The organism is Rhizobium sp. NXC14 (genome assembly GCF_002117485.1).
GTDB lineage: Bacteria > Pseudomonadota > Alphaproteobacteria > Rhizobiales > Rhizobiaceae > Rhizobium.
This window is the reverse complement of the sequence record NZ_CP021030.1, coordinates 236,029-254,473: the sequence shown is the minus strand read 5'-3', so window position 1 is coordinate 254,473 and position 18,445 is coordinate 236,029. Positions and strand designations below refer to the sequence as shown.

The 18,445-nt window shown below is 61.6% G+C and carries 19 protein-coding genes and 1 tRNA gene; 11 read left to right on the top strand and 9 right to left on the bottom strand.

Translation table 11 applies throughout. The annotated features are described in order from the left end of the window. Positions 1-2: 2 nt before the first annotated feature. Together NXC14_RS01250 and NXC14_RS01245 are read right to left on the bottom strand one after the other, a co-directional pair. Positions 3-521 (bottom strand): GNAT family N-acetyltransferase, encoded by a 519-nt coding sequence (locus NXC14_RS01250; RefSeq protein WP_085776617.1) that lies wholly within the window; start codon positions 519-521, stop codon positions 3-5. Between the two features lie 24 nt (positions 522-545). Then, the gene (locus tag NXC14_RS01245) at positions 546-1,115 is read right to left on the bottom strand and encodes an XRE family transcriptional regulator (protein ID WP_085776616.1); all 570 of its coding nucleotides are present in this window, start codon (positions 1,113-1,115) and stop codon (positions 546-548) included. Positions 1,116-1,253: 138 nt separating this feature from the next. On the opposite strand from NXC14_RS01245, the gene tenA reads away from it, so the two are divergent. The 3 genes from tenA to NXC14_RS01230 all read left to right on the top strand — a co-directional run bounded on the left by tenA (position 1,254) and on the right by NXC14_RS01230 (position 4,149). Further along, the gene (gene tenA, locus NXC14_RS01240; RefSeq protein WP_085779925.1) at positions 1,254-1,952 is read left to right on the top strand and encodes a thiaminase II; all 699 of its coding nucleotides are present in this window, start codon (positions 1,254-1,256) and stop codon (positions 1,950-1,952) included. Positions 1,953-2,029: 77 nt separating this feature from the next. After that, complete coding sequence (lepA, locus tag NXC14_RS01235; protein ID WP_085776615.1) at positions 2,030-3,862, top strand: translation elongation factor 4; 1,833 nt, start codon at positions 2,030-2,032, stop codon at positions 3,860-3,862. A 56-nt stretch (positions 3,863-3,918) separates the two neighbouring features. Then, on the top strand, positions 3,919-4,149 hold the full coding sequence (locus NXC14_RS01230; RefSeq protein ID WP_085776614.1) for a type II toxin-antitoxin system CcdA family antitoxin: 231 nt from the start codon (positions 3,919-3,921) through the stop codon (positions 4,147-4,149). A 135-nt stretch (positions 4,150-4,284) separates the two neighbouring features. Here the strand turns inward: NXC14_RS01230 and NXC14_RS01225 are convergent, their stop codons facing one another. From NXC14_RS01225 to NXC14_RS01215, 3 genes are all read right to left on the bottom strand, one after another. Beyond that, on the bottom strand, positions 4,285-4,737 hold the full coding sequence (locus NXC14_RS01225) for a GFA family protein (RefSeq protein ID WP_085776613.1): 453 nt from the start codon (positions 4,735-4,737) through the stop codon (positions 4,285-4,287). A gap of 73 nt (positions 4,738-4,810) precedes the next feature. Then, complete coding sequence (locus NXC14_RS01220) at positions 4,811-5,368, bottom strand: sugar O-acetyltransferase (protein ID WP_085779924.1); 558 nt, start codon at positions 5,366-5,368, stop codon at positions 4,811-4,813. Between the two features lie 11 nt (positions 5,369-5,379). Further along, positions 5,380-6,117: a type 1 glutamine amidotransferase gene (locus tag NXC14_RS01215; protein ID WP_085776612.1), complete on the bottom strand. Its 738-nt coding sequence runs from the start codon at positions 6,115-6,117 to the stop codon at positions 5,380-5,382. A 125-nt stretch (positions 6,118-6,242) separates the two neighbouring features. On the opposite strand from NXC14_RS01215, the gene NXC14_RS01210 reads away from it, so the two are divergent. Then, a complete protein-coding gene (locus NXC14_RS01210) occupies positions 6,243-6,536 on the top strand; it encodes a SelT/SelW/SelH family protein (protein WP_011423629.1) in 294 nt (97 codons plus the stop codon). Positions 6,537-6,546: 10 nt separating this feature from the next. Here NXC14_RS01210 and NXC14_RS01205 read toward each other — a convergent pair whose 3' ends face one another. After that, positions 6,547-6,954, bottom strand: coding sequence for a BA14K family protein (locus tag NXC14_RS01205; protein WP_085776611.1), 408 nt, complete (start codon positions 6,952-6,954; stop codon positions 6,547-6,549). 168 nt (positions 6,955-7,122) lie between these two features. On the opposite strand from NXC14_RS01205, the gene NXC14_RS01200 reads away from it, so the two are divergent. After that, positions 7,123-7,207, top strand: a tRNA-Leu gene (locus tag NXC14_RS01200). Positions 7,208-7,337: 130 nt separating this feature from the next. On the opposite strand, the gene NXC14_RS01195 is transcribed toward NXC14_RS01200, so the two are convergent. The 3 genes from NXC14_RS01195 to NXC14_RS01185 all read right to left on the bottom strand — a co-directional run bounded on the left by NXC14_RS01195 (position 7,338) and on the right by NXC14_RS01185 (position 9,833). Then, a complete protein-coding gene (locus NXC14_RS01195; RefSeq protein WP_085776610.1) occupies positions 7,338-7,628 on the bottom strand; it encodes a DUF982 domain-containing protein in 291 nt (96 codons plus the stop codon). Between the two features lie 182 nt (positions 7,629-7,810). Beyond that, the gene (locus NXC14_RS01190; protein WP_085776609.1) at positions 7,811-8,143 is read right to left on the bottom strand and encodes a hypothetical protein; all 333 of its coding nucleotides are present in this window, start codon (positions 8,141-8,143) and stop codon (positions 7,811-7,813) included. A 61-nt stretch (positions 8,144-8,204) separates the two neighbouring features. Then, positions 8,205-9,833: a GNVR domain-containing protein gene (locus tag NXC14_RS01185; protein WP_085776608.1), complete on the bottom strand. Its 1,629-nt coding sequence runs from the start codon at positions 9,831-9,833 to the stop codon at positions 8,205-8,207. A gap of 135 nt (positions 9,834-9,968) precedes the next feature. On the opposite strand from NXC14_RS01185, the gene NXC14_RS01180 reads away from it, so the two are divergent. The 6 genes from NXC14_RS01180 (at position 9,969) to NXC14_RS01155 (ending at position 18,340) form a co-directional block, all read left to right on the top strand. After that, on the top strand, positions 9,969-11,018 hold the full coding sequence (locus NXC14_RS01180) for a glycoside hydrolase family 5 protein (RefSeq protein WP_085776607.1): 1,050 nt from the start codon (positions 9,969-9,971) through the stop codon (positions 11,016-11,018). Positions 11,019-11,020: 2 nt separating this feature from the next. Then, on the top strand, positions 11,021-12,301 hold the full coding sequence (locus NXC14_RS01175; protein WP_085776606.1) for a hypothetical protein: 1,281 nt from the start codon (positions 11,021-11,023) through the stop codon (positions 12,299-12,301). Positions 12,302-12,356: 55 nt separating this feature from the next. Continuing rightward, positions 12,357-13,373 (top strand): acyltransferase, encoded by a 1,017-nt coding sequence (locus NXC14_RS01170; RefSeq protein ID WP_085779923.1) that lies wholly within the window; start codon positions 12,357-12,359, stop codon positions 13,371-13,373. 308 nt (positions 13,374-13,681) lie between these two features. Continuing rightward, positions 13,682-14,566, top strand: a complete 885-nt coding sequence (gene purU, locus NXC14_RS01165; protein ID WP_085776605.1) for a formyltetrahydrofolate deformylase — start codon at positions 13,682-13,684, stop codon at positions 14,564-14,566. 119 nt (positions 14,567-14,685) lie between these two features. After that, positions 14,686-17,625, top strand: a complete 2,940-nt coding sequence (locus tag NXC14_RS01160) for an aminotransferase (protein WP_085776604.1) — start codon at positions 14,686-14,688, stop codon at positions 17,623-17,625. Between the two features lie 520 nt (positions 17,626-18,145). Next, the gene (locus NXC14_RS01155; RefSeq protein WP_003544544.1) at positions 18,146-18,340 is read left to right on the top strand and encodes a hypothetical protein; all 195 of its coding nucleotides are present in this window, start codon (positions 18,146-18,148) and stop codon (positions 18,338-18,340) included. The last annotated feature ends 105 nt before the right edge of the window (positions 18,341-18,445 follow it).

The following is an 18,445-nucleotide window of genomic DNA, read 5'->3' as shown; positions in this document are numbered from 1 at the left end:
AATCAGGCGAGCCGCTTGTAGAACAAGGTGGTGTCGCAAAAGCCGCCTTCCGGCCACAGAGCATAATCGGGGATGACGCCGACCCGCTGCCAGCCCAGGCGGGGATAGATCGCCTCGGCATCGCTGCCGGTTGCCGTGTCGAGCACGAGCAGGGTTTTACCGCGGGCGGCCGCTTCGCGTTCGGCAGCTTCCATCAACAGGCGTGCGAGACCCTTGCCGCGAGCGGAGCGATGCACCAGGAGCTTTTTCAGGTCGCCGCGATGCGGCTGGTTCGGCATCTGCGCGGCACCCACCTGCACCGTGCCGACGATCCGGCCATCGAGTTTGGCGACCAGCAGTAGACTGCTGCCGGCAGCGACTGCATCTGCAACGTCCAGCCAATAGGGCTCGGCATCTTCCGGTCCATAGGGCTGCATGAAGCCGACGGAAGCGCCGCCCGTGACGCAATCGGCCAGTACCTCCGAGAGGGCCGGAATTGCAGCGTGGGCCTCCTCAGCAGAAAGGATGCGAATGTCAGGCATGGTCTTCTCCTGAAATGAAGGTCGTCATCGGCCGCCGCGATCGAGCACGACGCAATAGCGCGCCGGGGCATTGCCGGGATTATGGAAGGAATGGCCCTCGCCGACGGGCATGAACAGGCAGTCGCCTGGACGCAGCCGGTAGACCGTCTCACCCGCAGTCATCTCCAGCTCGCCATCGAAGAGCCAGACATGCTGCGTCATGTCATGGGATGCCGCATGCGGTGGGAAGCTGACGCGGGCGCCGGGTGGAAATTCGACTTCGACGATATCGACGGCGGAGCCCGTGCCGGGCGCCGATACCGCGCGCCTGAGATAACCGGTTTCCGGATCGCGCCAGACCTGCTGCTCCTGCCGCCGCGCCAGCGGCGAGGCTTGCTGCCCCTCCTCTGCAAAGAAGGCTGAGAGCGATAGGCCGAGCGCGGCGCAGACCCTTGCCAGCAGCGAGGCGGTCGGGCTCGCCTCCGCCCGCTCTATTCGCGAAATCATCGCGCGGCTGACGCCAGACGCCTCGGAAAGCTCATCCAGCGTCAGGCCCTTTTCCAGCCGCAAGGTGCGAATGCGGCTGCCGATCGCCTGTTCGAGTTCCTGTTCCATCGCCGATCCAAGATTCTACTATAAGAGAAATACCTCATCTCATCATGGAATCAAGCGTCTTTTTGATGCGTGGTCGCGCTTGCCTTCACCGCCGTGCCGCCGATATATGGCAGCGGCGCTTGGAGAGCGGAGGACATCATGGACGGCAGCTTGCAGAACATCGAAATCACAGGATACTTCACGGCCGCCGCCTGGGACCGGATCAAGCCTCTCATGGCCGAGATCGAGCGATTGCCGCTCCTGGAACGGCTTTCGGACGGCACGCTGCCGCCGGAGGTTTTCCGTCACTACATCCTGCAGGACGCAATCTATCTGAAGCATTATGCCCGGTGCCTCGCCATCGTCGCGGCAAAGGCGCCCGACAATGCGCAGGTGCTGCGCTTCCTCGGTTCGGCGCAGAAGGCGATCACCGTCGAGCAGGGCCTGCATGCAGGCTTCCTCTCGAAATTCGGCATTTCGAGCGCAGATGTGACGGCCGCGGAGCCCTCGCCTTCCTGCTTCGCCTATACGAATTTCCTTCTGGCGACCGCTTATCATAGGTCCTATGCTGTTGCGCTTTCGGCCATCCTGCCCTGCTTCTGGATCTACATGCATGTCGGCGAACGCATCAAAGGCAGACCCGCGATCGATGGCAATGTTTATCAGGCCTGGATCAACACCTATGGCGATCCGCAATTCGCCGCCGGCGCCCGCGAAGTGATCGCACTGACCGATATCGCCGCCCGCGCCGCATCGGAGACGGAGCGCGCCGAAATGATGGACGTTTTCGTGCGCGCCTCGCAATATGAATGGATGTTCTGGGATTCGGCCTGGCGGCTGGAGAGCTGGCCGGTCTGACGCACGCCGGGCAGACCCGCAAAATAGCGTAAACTCCCGATTAATTACCGCTTTGCGGCAGGGGGCGGCGCTGCTATATGGCGCGCATGAGCACCAATTCGACCACTCCGCTGTCCCATATCCGCAACTTCTCGATCGTGGCCCATATCGACCACGGCAAATCGACGCTGGCCGACCGCCTGATCCAGACGACGGGCGGACTTGCCGAGCGCGAAATGTCCGAGCAGGTGCTCGACAATATGGAGATCGAGCGCGAACGCGGCATCACTATCAAGGCCCAGACCGTGCGCCTGCACTATCAGGCAAACAATGGCGAGAAATACATTCTCAACCTGATCGACACGCCCGGCCACGTCGATTTCGCCTATGAAGTCTCGCGGTCGCTGTCGGCCTGTGAGGGCTCGCTGCTGGTCGTCGACGCCAGCCAGGGCGTGGAAGCGCAGACGCTCGCCAATGTCTACCAGGCGATCGACAACAACCACGAGCTCGTCACCGTGCTCAACAAGATCGACCTGCCGGCCGCCGAGCCCGACCGTATCAAGGAACAGATCGAGGAAGTGATCGGCATCGACGCTTCCGAGGCTGTGCTGATCTCGGCCAAGACCGGTCTCGGCATTCCCGACGTGCTGGAAGCGATCGTCCACAAGCTGCCGGCGCCGAAGAGCCCGGGCGGCGAGAAGGCGCCGCTGAAGGCGCTGCTGGTCGACAGCTGGTACGACACCTACCTCGGCGTCATGGTTCTCGTGCGCGTCATCGATGGCGTGCTGACCAAGGGCCAGACGATCCGCATGATGGGTACCGATGCGAAATACCAGGTGGAGCGCGTCGGCGTGCTGACGCCGAAGATGGTCAATGTCGACAGCCTCGGCCCCGGCGAGATCGGCTTCATCACCGCCTCGATCAAGGAAGTGGCCGATACGCGCGTCGGCGATACGATTACCGAAGACAAGCGCCCGACGGCGGAAGCCCTGCCGGGCTTCAAGCCGGCGCAGCCGGTCGTGTTCTGCGGCCTCTTCCCGGTCGATGCCGCCGATTTCGAAGACCTGCGCGCCGCCATGGGCAAGCTTCGCCTCAACGACGCGTCCTTCTCCTTCGAAATGGAATCGTCAGCAGCCCTCGGCTTCGGCTTCCGCTGCGGCTTCCTCGGCCTGCTGCATCTCGAAATCATCCAGGAGCGGCTGGAGCGCGAGTTCGACCTCGACCTTATCGCAACAGCGCCTTCCGTCGTCTATCAGCTGACGATGACCGATGGCAGCGAGCGCGAACTGCACAATCCGGCCGACATGCCCGATGTCGTCAAGATTGCCGAAATCCGCGAGCCGTGGATCAAGGCGACTATCATGACGCCGGACGATTATCTCGGCGGCATCCTGAAGCTCTGCCAGGACCGCCGCGGCATCCAGACCGAGCTGACCTATGTCGGCACCCGGGCGATGGTGACCTACGAACTGCCGCTCAACGAAGTGGTCTTCGACTTCTACGACCGGCTGAAATCGATCTCGAAGGGCTATGCATCCTTCGACTATCACCTCGAAGGCTATCGCGCAGGCAACCTCGTGAAGATGTCGATCCTCGTCAATGGCGAGCCGGTCGACGCACTCTCGATGCTCGTGCATCGCATGGCAGCTGAAAAGCGCGGCCGCGACATGTGCGAGCGGCTGAAGGAGCTGATTCCGAAGCACATGTTCAAGATCCCGATCCAGGCGGCGATCGGCGGCAACGTGATTGCCCGCGAAACCATCTCGGCGCTGCGCAAAGACGTGACGGCCAAGTGTTATGGCGGCGACGCCACCCGCAAGCGCAAACTGCTCGACAAGCAAAAGGAAGGCAAGAAGCGCATGCGCCAGTTCGGCAAGGTGGAGATCCCGCAGGAAGCCTTCATCGCCGCACTCAAGATGGGCGACGAATAACGCTTCTCAATGACGCTTATGCGCATATGATTTGCGCATAAGACGAGGAGATCGTTATGGGTCATCGGGCGAGAACAGCAGCGAATCTTTCAGTTGATGAAAGCCTCGTTTCCCAGGCCCGCGAGCTCAAGATCAACATATCGCGGGGGGTGAAAGAAGGTATCGCGAATGCGATAAAGGCGGAACGCGAGCGGCTGTGGCGGATCGAGAACGCCGAGGCGATCCGGCTCGAAAACGAGTATGTCGAAAAACACGGCCTGCCGCTGGCCAAGTACCGTCAGTTTTAGAGCGGTTCAGTTTTTGATTGAAGCGCAGAACCGCTCTGTCCCGACGTCGGAAATTGGAGAAGCCGTCACAGATCTATCGGGCAAAAGCGATGCCATCATCGGCCCATGGACTTTCTCTTCCAAGGCTTCTGAGCCTTATCCCCTGCTCATATACTCCTTCACCAACCCCTCATAGGCGTCCATCTCGGGTAGCGCTTCGTAACTATACACCGCGCCGGTTTCAGCAAACGACAGCTTCTCGCTCGTCCATGTCTCGATGAACGGCGTGAACCAGCTCGGGTCGTCGAGCATGGTGACGCGCAGATTGACGAACCAGTCCATGCCTTCTGGCCGGGTGAACATCCAGCTCATGCAGTGCGGGCAGAAAAAATGCCTGGCGGCGCCGTGCAGGCCGCCGATAACAGGCTCGCCCTTGCTAACCTCGAAGCCTTCGTTGGGGATGGCGGCACTCAGCGAATAGGCGCTCGCCGTCATCTTCTGGCAGCCTGTGCAATGGCAGGCCATGGCCAGCAGCGGCGGAGCGCTGATCTTCAAGCGCACCCGGCCGCAGCGGCAGCCGCCTTGCATGGGCAAATTCGGTGATGTCATGATATCTCTCCCCTTCCGTCCTCTGATCTAGAGGAGGCGGCGTCATTGTCGAGGGAGCGCACCGGTGCAAATCTCAAAAGCGGTTTATCGAACGCGCGGGATTGCCGACCACCGTTGCGCCCGCCGGCACATCCTTGGTGACGACGGCGCCCGCACCCACGATCGCACCATCGCCGATCGTCACGCCGCCGAGGATGATGGCGCCACCACCGACCCAGACATCGCTGCCGATTGCGACCGGTCGGGCGATCTCGATTCCCTTACTCCGAAGCGCCGGATCCTTGTGATGCTCGGCGCAATAGATCTGCACGCCCGGCCCGAACATGGTGCGATCGCCGATCGTCACGCGACCGGAATCGAGGATGGTGCAGCCGGCATTGATATAGACACGCTCGCCGAGAACGATATTGATGCCATAGGAGCAGTGAAACGGCGCTTCGATAAAGATATCGGAGGCGGCCTGTGCAAAAAGCGCCCTGAGGGCGGGGGCTGCGGCGCCGCGCTCGTCCGGCGGCAGCGTATTGTGGGCGTGGACGGCGAGCCGCGCCTGTCGGCGCAGGTGATCGAGCTCGTCATCCAGGCAGCAATACCACTCACCCGCCGCCATCTTCTCGCGTTCGCTTGCCGTCATCGCATCGCCCTTCAAGCCGGGACCTGCGACCGCATCTCGACCTCTTGCCGTTCGATTTGCCCGACCCAGGCACGGGCGATGGCAAGGCCAGCGGCATCGGCAGCACCAGCATGCCGCGCAGCCAGTTCGGCATAGCTTTGCAGCCAACCAGGCGCGATGCGTTCTATCGTGTCAGGGAATTCCGCCTTCCACTGCTCGACCACCGTTCTATCGGCCTCGAAATGAAACTGCGTGCCGTAGACGGCGCGGCCGATGCGGAAGGCCTGATTCTCGGCGACAGCGCTGGTCGCGAGACGAACGGCGCCTGCAGGCAGGGAAAAGGTGTCGGCATGCCACTCGAAGATGGTGAATTCGCCAGCAAGCGCCGAGAGCAGCGGATCGGCCCGGCCTTCATCGGTGACGCCGATCCTGTGCCAGCCGAATTCGCGGGCGGTTCCGAGATGGTTGTGGGCGCCATAGGCGCGGGCAAGAATCTGGCTGCCGAGGCAGATGCCGAGCACGGCCTTGCCGGCATCGCCGAAGCGGCGCGCGAGCCGGGCGAGCTCCGGCAGATAGGGATGCGTCTCGTCATCCAGCGCGCTCTGCTCGCCGCCGAGAACGACCAGCGCGTCATGACCAGATATGTCCGGCGGCAGGATGCCATCCCGCCAGACCCGGAACCACTCGATCTCAGCACCCGCCTCGTCGAGCGCCGTGGCAAGCGCGCCGAGGCCGGTGTTGCGCATATTTTCGACGACTGCGACTCGCATAGGTTCTCCCCGGTGGTCGGCAGTTAGAAACCATGCCGAACAACGGCGCGCAAGATGCTTGCGCGTGCGCGATTGCGTCTGCACGCCGCAAGCGCTTAAATCACGCCAAACGAAAGGAAAACGCCATGACCGAAAAAGCCCGCGTCTCGATCCTCTACTGCACCCAGTGCAACTGGCTGCTGCGCGCCGCCTGGATGGCGCAGGAGCTGCTGAGCACCTTTTCCGACAGTCTCGGCGAGGTGGCGCTGATCCCCGGCACCGGCGGCAATTTCGAAATCCGTGTCAATGGAGATCTCATCTGGGAGCGTAAGCGCGACGGCGGCTTTCCCGGGCCGAAGGAGCTGAAGCAACGCGTCCGCGACATCATCGAGCCCGGCCGCGATCTCGGCCATGTCGACCGCGTCTCGCACGAAAGCTGACCAAGCACGCTCAGCGATAGGGCGAGCGGCAGATCCTGTAGACGCCTTCATAGGTGAGGAAGTGATCCGTCCTCGGATTGTAGGAACGGTATTCATTGGTGCACCAGGCGATGTGCTTGTTCAGATCCCGTGGCGGCTGCACCTGGCGCACCGGCGGCGGGTCATAGGTCAGCTGCGGCCGTCCCGCCGCGCCCGGCAGGTAATAGGTCGGCCCCGCGCCGCGCGGACGGTAATTCGGCTGGACATAAGCCGGGCGATGCCATTGCTGCGGCCCAAAACCGAAGCAGCCGCGAAAATCGCAGAGCGTCGATCCCGTGTTGACCGGCCCGAGACCCGGCTTCGGCGAATCAGCGCCGGCCATGACAGGCGTGAAAACGGCCAAAAGGCCGGCGAGCAGAAGCGTGCGGGCAGCAGGCATGAGGCATTCCTTTCGAGACCCCCTCTATATAGGGCGCCCGGAGCGAAGCGCTATGGCTCCCCTCCGGCCGCTCCCTCGCATGTGATCGGCTGTTTTTTGCAGACTGTCAGGAAAACTTCAAAAACCCAGTTGACAGTCACGAGCCACCCCCTTACATCGCTCTCCGTCGCCCAGATGGCGGAATTGGTAGACGCGCAGGTTTCAGGTACCTGTGCCGCGAGGCGTGGAGGTTCGAGTCCTCTTCTGGGCACCATTTCCTTTTGATCGCTGCCAAGATCAAACTTCAAATCTTTCCAAAATTGCGCACTTGGCCCTGTTGACAGAGGCCATCGACCTGCTTGTCTGGATACCGGTTCCAAGAGTTGGCGCAGGTTGAAGGCCTGTCACGCCGCCATGTGGGATGTCGTCTTGCTGCTACCCGATACGACCGACAAAGCGGTAATGCCGGCTTCCCTGGCGGCGCGAAGAAGCAATTCCCTCAATTCCTCCATCCCGGCCTCTCCCGCGACGGCATCATCGCAAGCCTTCACGGCCGCGACATATTCCTCTCCATCGTCGAATGGCCAATCCATTATCAGCACTTCGGCTGCGTCTCGGAGCGTCTTGACGATCCTTCGCCGACCGCCAAGAAAGAGGACAAGAGGTGCAAAATTCGGTGATGCGTTCCATTGCATGACACTTTCTCCCCAAAAGTTAGAATATCAGTAATAATGCAAGAAGCATGCCGGGGAGCGGAAGGCGCGTTCGTTGCCCGATAGAAGCAGCGCTTCATGAATGATTTCGGCAAGAGATGAAATTTTCCGAGGCTCGGCGCCAAGACGGCCGAACTGCATGTCTTCGAGAAAGGCGATTGGCCTCACCGCACCGGCTGGTAATGGCCCCGGAGCGGAACCTTTTCGCCCATGGTGACGAAGCCGTCGCGGTCGCAGACATACATCAGCGTCGGCATGCCGCCGGAGCGGAAGATTTCGTCATAGCGGCGGCGGATCTGGACGGTCTCGGTGCGGCAATTATAGGATTCCTCTTCCTTCTTGTCCGGCTGCGCCTTGACGCCGGGAAGGCCCTTGTAGGGATAGAGGGGTTGAACAGTAGAATCCATGGATTTCGTCCAGTCGACAGCGAAGGCTGGCGCCGGGGCGAGGCCGGACAGGACGCCGAGTGATATCAGAAGCATCATCAACAGCCGCATGGGAATTCTCCTGCCGGCGACAAACCGCTTCTTCCGCATGTAGGAAAATCGACGGCCCGCATCAAGCCGCCGCGGCGGGCGATTTCCTGAAATAGCCTCTGATGACGGGGTGGCCGAAGAGACCGACTAGGATGGCAAAAGCAGCGCCCAGGAAGAACCCGGCGAGGAAGCCGCCGATGATGCCGGCGACCATCAGGATCTTCTTTCCCGGCCCATCGGCCTTGACCGGCGGTTCGGCCGGCGAGATGACGCGGATGTTGCTCTGGCTGAGGTTCTGCTCCTCACTCGTCTGGCTCGAGCGCTTGAGCACCGTCTCGTAGATATCGCGCGCCGCCGTCGCCTTGCGCTGCAATTCGTTCAATTCCACCTGCTTGTCCGAGGTCGTCGCCTGCAGCGCCTTCTGAACGGCGAGCTCCTTGGCGACGCTGTCCTCGGCAGCCTTGGCCTGCTCGTATTCGCCCTTTGCCGAGGTGGCGAGGCGCTGCAATTCGCCCCTGATTTCGCCTGCTATGCTCTGCAGCGAGGAGCGCGCCGCCTGCAGGCGCGGATGACGCGTTCCCATCTGGCTTTCAAGGCTGCCGACGGCGGCGGCTTGGGCGGCATATTGCTGACGCAAGCTGACGAGCGGCGAGGTGACGCCGCCTTCCGCCTGGTTGCCGGCAACGATGTCTTCGACGCGCAGATTGGCGACGGCATCGGCGCGGGCCTTCGCCTGGATGGTCTTTTCCTGCGCCGTCACCAAGAGCGTGTTCAGCGAGACGAGACGCTGGTCGGAGATCAGATTGCCTTCGGTCGCGGCCATGTCGTTGTCGGCCCGGAAAGTTTCGACCGCCTGCTCGGCCTCCAGCACCTTCTGGCGCAGATCGGCAAGGCGTCCGTCCAGCGTCGAGGAGGTGTTTTCGTAGAGGCCGTTCGAGGCGCTGTTTTCCTCCTCGGTAAAGGAGGTGACCACCTGGTTGGCAAGCTTCGCGGATTTCTCGGGGTCGTTCGTCGTCGCGGCGAGCGAAACGACATAGGTGCCGGTCTGGCGGGTGATGACAAGCGCCTTCTGCAGGGCGCCGATCACGGCCGCGCCATCCGTCCTGCCGCCGTTGAATTCCGGATCCTGGTCGAGCTTCATCGACTCGACGGCGCGGCGCAGCACATTGCCCGAGGTCAGGATCTGCACCTGGCTGTCGATCAGCGCCGAGATCATCTCCGGCGATGGGCCTGAAGATTGCGCGCCGGCCTCGGCAAGGCCGATCTGGCGCGGATCGAAATAAAGGCTGCTGACGGCGGTGAATTTCTGGCCGATCAACGGCGCCACCACGCCGCCCCCGACGGCTCCAAAGAGGGCCAGCACAAACACCAGCAGCCGGCGGCTCCAGATCGCCGCGATGCTGGAGCGGAGGTCGAGAAGCGCGGCGGCGGGCGCGGATGTGTTCTGCAGCGGCACATTGGCCACAGGCGGTTCTAGGGCCGCAGGCGGTTCGGCGGCAGCGGCGGACGGCGGCTTGGATCGACGGATATCTGCAACCCGTGCCGACGGTGGCACGAAAGGCGGTGCGGCTGGCTTGGGCTCGGGACGGGCGAAATCATCCGGACGAATAACGGGACTGCGCAGGCGCACGCCTTCCGACGCAGTCGGAGACGGCTCGTAACTACGCCAGCCGGGCAGCCGGCTTACCCTGTTCCTGTCATATTGACTCATACGCGCACTCGTGTCCCGCCCAGCGTGAAAGACTGAAGCCGAGGTGCTGCGACTTTAGAAATTCTTAGCTAACGGACCGTTAAGATAGGCGCAGCGACGTCGATGTTGCGATTTGCCGTGATTGCGAGGATAGCTATGAGGACGACACGACATCTGGCGGCGCTGCTGCTTGCGGCCGCCCTTATGCCGTCGCCGGCCTTTGCGGCCGGCGCGCCGTGTTACCGCGGCGTCAATCTTTCCGGCGGCGAATATGGCGAGCGCGGCGCCATCTACGGTACGAACTACATCTATCCGAGCAAGCAGACGATCCGCTATTTCGCCGAAAAGGGCATGACGATCATTCGGCTGCCCTTCCGCTGGGAGCGGCTGCAGCCGGCGCTCGGCGGGCGGCTGGACGAGGACGAACTCAAGCGGATCAATGATACGGTCGGCCTGATCCGAAAGCAGGGCATGGCCGTTCTGCTCGACCCGCATAACTTCGGCTATTACGATAAGGCGCAGATCGGCACCGCGCCGGCGACGGACGCCGCATTCGCCGACTTCTGGGCAAGGCTCGCGGTCGAATTCGCCAATGAGGACGGCATTCTCTTCGGCCTGATGAACGAGCCGCACGACATCAAGGCCACCGACTGGCTCGATGCCGCCAACGCGGCGATCCGCGCCATTCGCGCCGTCGGCGCTCGCAACCTTATCCTGGTGCCGGGCACCGCCTGGAGCGGCGCTCACAGCTGGGAAGAGGATGTGATCGGCGGTGCCAACGGTACTGTCATGCTCGGCGTGCGCGACCCGCTCGATTTCTACGCTTATGAGGTCCATCAATATCTCGACGTCGATTCGTCGGGAACCCATCCCACCTGCGAAGGCGCCGCCACCGCGGTCGAGGCCATCACCGGCGTCACCGCCTGGCTGAAGCGGAACCATAAACGCGGTTTTCTTGGCGAATTCGGCGGTTCCGCCGACAAGGACTGCATGAGCGGCCTGACCAAGATCTACGCCACCATGTCCGGCAATAGCGATGTCTGGCTCGGCTGGTCCTATTGGGCGGCGGGCGAATGGTGGCCGGCGGACGAACCTTTCAACGTTCAGCCGGGCAAGAGCCCTGAGCGACCGCAGATGCGGCTTCTCGCCGCGTCGGCGAAAGCGGACGCCGGCGCCTGCACCGCCGTCAAGCCTGCGGGGAATTGAACGTGGCGACAGTCGATCAGAAGGCAGCGACTTTCACGGTGTCGGGCAACCGCCTCGACGCGGCCGGGGGGGCGTCTCGCGTCGATCATGCGGTGCTCTGGCTTGGCCTGCTTTCGATGCTCTATAACGGCATTCTTGCCTTCATCAACCACAACATCATGCCGCTGTCGATGACGCATGTCGCCGCCAGCGAAGGCCTGATTCTGGCAAGCGCCATCATCTACATCCTTCATAAGGGGATCTACGAGACGGATCTGCCGGGCTTCCTGTTCCTGCTGTTCACGCTTGTCGTGACTATCTATGTCAGCGTGCTCAACCGCATGCCGTTCGTCGATCATTTCCGCAACGTGCTGATCATCTTCTGCTTTACCGGCCTCGGCGGCTGGAGCAATGAGAAAACGATGAAGCTGGCCTTCCGCTGGGCAAGCCTTGCGGTGCTGATCTTCCTGATCTTCGAGATCATCAGCGTGCCCTTCTATGTCAGCATCGTGCATCCGTCCGATTATTTCGCCAATACCCGCGGGCTGCTGCCGCTGAGCTACAACACGACAGGCCTGTTCCAGAACGCTCTCGGCTTTCCCGAGCGCTTTTCCTTCGGCATTATCGACCATCGCTCGTCGTCGATTTTTCTCGAACAAGTGTCGCTTGCCAATTTTTGCGGCGTGATCGCGATCTACCTGATTTCCATGTGGGAAAGACTGGGGCGCTGGGACCGGCTGCTCTTCATCAGCACGGCGGTGCTGATCCTGGTGACGAACGATACGCGCACAATGCTGATCTTCTGTTTTGCCTGTATCGTCGGCTATTTCGTCTTTCCGAAGATCCCGAGGAATTTCAATCTGGCGCTAATGCCGCTGATCGTCGCCGCGGGGTTCGTCGTCTATACCCTCAAACCCAATGCGACGGGCGACAATTTCACCGGCCGCATCAACCTGACGATGAAGAAGATCATGGAGCTCGATCCTCTCGCCGTACTCGGGCTTTCGGTCGACAGGGTCGCCGAGTTCGCCGACAGCGGCTACGTCTACCTGATCTACGCGGCGACGATCTTCGGCGTCATCGCGCTCTGGCTGTTCGTCTGCCTCTTCCCCGCCGGCCGTACGGCGGCGCAGCGGCGATGCGCCCATTCACTTTCTCTTTTCATTTTTCTGAATATGATGATCGGGGGTACCGCCGTTTTCTCGATGAAGATTGCCGGCCTCTTGTGGTTCGTCGTCGGATATATGCGCTTCCACGACAGCCCGCGCATCCGGCAGGGTCGTGCGGCAGATGTACTGAGTTGACCGTAGCGGCACGGTGGAAATCGGCGTCCGCGAGCCCGAGGAGCAAGACGCTTCGATGCTTGTCCAGCTTCAATATCTGCGCGCTGTTGCGGCGCTGATGGTCGTTTATTTCCATGCGATATTGCAGCTTGCCAAGGTCAATCCCGCCGTCGACGCCACGGCTTTTCTTTATGGCGAAACCGGCGTCGACATCTTCTTCGTGCTGAGCGGTTTCGTGATGTGGCTGACGACGAGCGGGCGCGCGATGAGCCCCAGCGATTTCGCCCGCCGCCGCATCAGGAGGATCGTCCCGCTCTATTGGCTGGCAACCTTGTTTTCGGCGGCCGTGGCGCTGGTGGCGCCTTCACTGCTGAAATCCACGGTGTTCGACCTTCCGCATCTCATCGCCTCGCTGATGTTTCTGCCATGGGCCAATGCCGCCGATCCAAGCACGATCACCCCTGTCGTCGTGCCGGGCTGGACGCTGAATTACGAAATGTTCTTCTATTTTGTGTTTGCGTTGCTGCTGCCGCTGTCGGAAGCCCGCCGGATTCCAGCGATGTTCGCCGTCTTTGCCGTGATCCTGATTGCCTGCCGGCTGCTGCCGGAAACGACGGCCACCCGGTTCTACGGTCAGCCGATCATGCTGGAGTTCCTCGCCGGCGTCGTGCTCGGCTGGCTTTACGGGCAGAAGGTGCTTCTGCCGAACCGCTGGGCATGGGCGGCACTGGCCACGGGTTTTGTGTTCCTCTTCGTCAACGAAGCGCTGATGCCGCCGGAGAGCCGATTCTACGCCTGGGGAATCCCGGCGATCTTCATCATCTGCGGCGCAGTTTCCATCGACTTTTCCCGGCTGCCGGTTCTGGGATGGCTGAACTATCTCGGCGACTGCTCCTACAGCATCTACATCACCCACGCCTTCACACTCGCTTTCCTGAGGGTGGCTTCGGACCGCCTGCCGATCGGCATCCTGCAGCAGCCGCTGCTCTTCGTGGTCCTGGCGCTGGTGCTTTCGTCGGTCGGCGGAGCAATCGTCCACGAAATCACCACGCCGCGCCGGAAAGTGGCGGCCGTGAGCCGTCCGCCTGCCTAACCCTTCGGAATCACTTCCCGTCCTTCACATCCTTGGTTTCCCGCCTCTCGATGTCGCAAATTGCTCATCAGCTTTCAGCGACATGCTTTAGTTTCATTCACTGAAGGCGAGAATACACATCCGTGCGGCGCTGGCGGCACAGCGTTTTGAGCAACTTCTCCTAAGCTGATGTCGCGATGAGAGAACTTGCAGGAACGTGATGGTTTATCTTGCAATTTGTCGCATAAATGAAAGTGCGCCGGCCTATTCGCGGCACGGGCTTTGATCTAAGCACGGGCTGCGGCCTTCAAGAGGGAAGAGGGAGAGACATGAAAAGCTATGTATTGACGGTATCCTGCAAGTCGACGCGCGGCATCGTTGCGGCGATTTCGAGCTATCTGGCCGACAAGGGCTGCAACATCATCGACAGCTCGCAGTTCGACGATCTCGATACCGGCAGGTTCTTCATGCGCGTCAGCTTCATTTCCGAGGAAGGACTTTCCGGTTCCGCGATCAGCGCCGATTTTGCCGCCGTCGCCGCGCCCTTCGAGATGGAATACGACTTCCACGACAGCGAGAGCCGCATGAAGGTGCTGTTGATGGTGTCACGCTTCGGCCATTGCCTCAACGACCTGCTCTACCGCTGGAAGATCGGCGCCCTGCCGATCGACATCGTCGGCGTCGTCTCCAACCATTTCGATTATCAGAAGGTTGTGGTCAATCATGACATCCCCTTCCACCACATCAAGGTGACGAAGGAGAACAAGCCGCAGGCCGAAGCACAGCTCGTCGACCTCGTCGAGCAGACCGGCACCGAACTGATCGTGCTTGCCCGCTACATGCAGGTCCTCTCCGACCAGCTCTGCAAGCAGATGTCGGGCAAGATCATCAACATCCACCACTCCTTCCTGCCGAGCTTCAAGGGCGCCAACCCTTACAAGCAGGCCTACCAGCGCGGCGTCAAGCTGATCGGCGCGACCGCCCATTACGTCACCGCCGACCTCGACGAAGGCCCGATCATCGAGCAGGACACCGCCCGCATCACCCATGCGCAGTCGCCCGACGACTATGTCTCGATCGGCCGCGACGTCGAAAGCCAGGTGCTGGCGCGCGCCATTCACGCCCATATCCATCACCGCACCTTCATCAACGGCAATCGCACAGTCGTCTTCCCGGCCAGCCCCGGAAGCTACGCCTCAGAACGCATGGGGTGAGTCGGCCGAAGCCGCGCATCTCTTTTGCTGGCGGACAACAATCTCCCGTTGCCTGCCAGCGGCAAGTATTTGATTATCGCGCTTAAGGGGTAATCGAATCATGCTGCGGGAGGGGTGTCATGACCGACGAGGCGCTTGTTGATCGCATGACGCTGCCGCGTCCCGACGTTACCGTTGGTGACGCGGAAGAAATCCTTCTTGCCCATTATAGCCTATCCGGCATTCTCTCCGAACTCGGCAGCCAGCAGGATCGGAACTACCGCCTCGACAGTGATCGCGGTCGATACGTCCTGAAGATCTGCCACGCCGCCTACGAGGCCCGCGAGCTCGAGGCGCAGAATGCCGCGCTCCATCATCTCAAGAGCCGGCAGGACGCGCCACGTGTTCCGAAGGTGATCGCCACGAATGACGGGCGGGAAATTGTCGTCCTTACGGTGCGCGGGCGGGACTATCAGGTCCGGCTGCTGGAATATCTGGAAGGCCAGGGACTGACGGAGATGAGATATGTGGCGCCGGCGTCCGTCGCGGCGCTTGGCGCGCTCTGCGCGAGACTGGCGCAGGCGCTTGCCGATTTCGACCATCCCGGCCTCGACCGTAGCCTGCAGTGGGATTTGCGACGCGCCGGCCCTGTCGCCGTACAGCTGCTGTCCGCCATCACCGACAGCGCTGCCCGCGACCGGATCGCGAAAACCATGGTGATGGCCGTTCGCCGCATCCAGCCCTTGGCGCCGTCGCTTCGGCTTCAGGCCGTCCATCACGACGTCACCGGCGACAATGTCGTCGGCCATCGCGACGCCCGTGGCCACACGATCCCTGATGGCGTGATCGATTTCGGCGACATCATCCGCGGCTGGCTGGTCGGCGATCTTGCCGTCACCTGCGCTTCGCTGCTGCATCAGGCGAATGGCGATCCGTTTCATATCCTGCCCGCCGTCACCGCCTATCAGGCGATCTATCCGCTGACCGACGAAGAACTGAAAGCACTGTGGCCGTTGATCGTCGCACGCGCGGTCATCCTCGTCGCCAGCAGCGAACAGCAGATGTCGATCGATCCCGATAACGATTATGTCCGCAGCAATCTCGACCGCGAGCGGGCGATCTTCGATACGGCAATGTCGGTTCCTTTCGAACTCATGGAAGCTGCGATCCTCAAGGCGGCCGGCGCGGATGTCGCCGCCCCGTCGGCACCAGAATGGCTTCCCCTGCTGCCCGATATCGACCCCACCACGATCGCCTATGTCGACCTTGGCGTAGGAAGTGCCCATTTTTCCGCAGGCAACTGGCTGGACGCCGACATGGATTGGCGGCTGCTTGCCCGGGCTGCAACCGAAAACGGGACGGCGGCGACGCGCTATGGTGAATATCGGCTTTCCCGCGCTGCCCTCGGAAACACGAGGGCACAGGCGACCTTCGCCCTGCATGTCGACATCTGCCTTGCTGCAGGAAGTGCGGTCGCAGCGCCCTTTGCCGGCCGCATCGGCTGGAAGGACCACCATCTGACACTGACGGACGAGAGCATGACCTTGCACCTCGATGGGCTCGCCCCCTTTATCGAGGGTGGGGTCGAGGATGGCACCGTGCTTGCCGCCGGCGATCCGCTCGGTTCGGTTTTCGGAGAGACTTCGTCGCTCGGTGGCCTGCGCCTCCAGCTCTGCAGCGTCGTGGGCCTCGAACCGCCGCTCTTTTCCACGCCGCGCGAGGCAGCGGCCTGGTCGGTGCTCTGCCCTTCGCCTTCATCCCTTCTCAGCCCGAAAGCGGATGCGCCGCAACCGGAGACCGCCGAACTGCTCGTCAGGCGGCAGGCCCATCTTGCCGGCGCCCAGAAGAACTATTATGCCGCGCCGCCGCAGGTCGAGCGCGGCTGGAGGGAACATCTGTTCGATGTCGAGGGCCGCGCCTATCTCGACATGGTCAACAATGTCACGATTGTCGGCCACGGCCATCCCAGATTGGCGGCGGCAATCAACGCCCAATGGCTGCGGCTCAATACGAATTCACGCTTCCACTATGCGGCGATTGCGGAGTTTTCCGAGCGTCTCGCGGCGCTCGCGCCTGATGGCCTCGACGCGGTCTTCCTCGTCAACAGCGGTTCCGAGGCGAACGATCTGGCGATTCAACTGGCACAGGCCCATAGCGGCGCCCGCAACATGCTCTGCCTGCTCGAGGCCTATCATGGCTGGTCGGCGGCGAGCGACGCCGTCTCCACTTCGATCGCCGACAATCCGCTGGCGCTGACCACCCGACCGGATTGGGTGCATGCGGCCGTTTCGCCGAATACCTATCGCGGCGCGTTTCGCGGACCCGACACGGCGGCGAGCTACCTGGCCGCCGTCAAGCCGATACTCGAGACGATCGACGCCGGCGGCGAAGGCCTTGCGGGCTTCATCTGCGAATCGGTCTACGGCAATGCCGGCGGCATTCCGTTGCCGGAAGGGTACCTGAAGGAGATCTACGCCGAGGTGCGCGCCCGCGGCGGGCTCTGCATCGCCGACGAGGTGCAGGTCGGTTACGGCAGGCTCGGCCATTATTTCTGGGGCTTCGAACAGCAAGGGGTCGTGCCCGATATCATCACTATTGCCAAGGGCATGGGCAATGGCCATCCGCTCGGCGCCGTCATCACCAGACGGGAGATTGCGCAGTCGCTGGAGAAGCAAGGGCCTTTCTTCTCCTCCACCGGCGGCAGCCCGGTCAGCTGCGTCGCCGGCATGACGGTGCTCGATATCATGGCTGAGGAGAAGCTGCAGGAAAATGTCCGCACGGTCGGCGATCATCTGAAGGCGCGGCTTGCCGCGCTGATCGATCGGCACGCGATCGCCGGCGCCGTCCACGGAATGGGTCTCTATCTCGGCCTGGAATTCGTCCGCGACAGAACGACGCTTGAGCCGGCGACGGAAGAGACGGCGGCGATCTGCGACCGGCTTCTCGAGCTCGGTATCGTCATGCAGCCGACCGGCGATCACCAAAATGTGCTGAAGATCAAGCCGCCGCTCTGCCTCAGTATCGAAAGCGCGGATTTCTTCGCAGACATGCTGGAAAAGGTGCTCCAGGAAGGCTGGTGATCCATGCTTTCGGACGTTAACCAAATCGGCCATTTCGAGGCATCTCGATTTTTAACGATGAGGCCCATTGCCGGAATCAGACAGACTTCCTATTTCTGCTGCGGCGTCGAAAGAGTTTCGATTCTGTCATGCGAATTTTACGAAGAGCTGATATGTTTCCTTCTGTAAGTTCGGGCCAGGATGGAATGAATTTTTTCGGATCGTCGATATTTTGACACGTTTCGGAATATGTTTCCGACAGCCTGTCGGGTAATCTCTACTAAGTTAGTAGATATTGAAGACAGCAATCACCGGCCCCGGGCTCTTCCGGGACCATCGAGCGCAACGCCAACGAAAGGAACGAGACATGATAGATATCGAAATTCTCGCCACTCTCCTTGGGCGATCTGTGCTTGGCAATGACCGTCCGGGCGCCCTCTCCCGCCCGAACTGTCGAATGTGACGTTCGTCCTCCTTTCAACGGTACCAGACAAGTCAATTCGCCATGGCTGCGCATGCCCGCGCGGCAGGAGTTCTATCTATGAAGAAGCAAGTTATCGAATACGCAGGCGTTCCCGTCGGCATCGTTATCCCCGACGAAGATCGGCTGAAGTTCATCGCCGTGAAATTCCATGTCCACGACCTCGATGAGCAGCGGTTCGGTTCGCCCGACGAGGTGCGGCTGGCCATCCACGACCTGATGACCCGCCGTCATCCGAAGCCGCTTCATGCCTGACGGCATGCGGCCGCTACCGACTTTCGCGGCTTTTCCGATGTGACCGGTCCTGCCAAAAGGGCCGGTCTTGTTTTTTGAGGGCAATTGCAGTCCTATCGGCTGTAT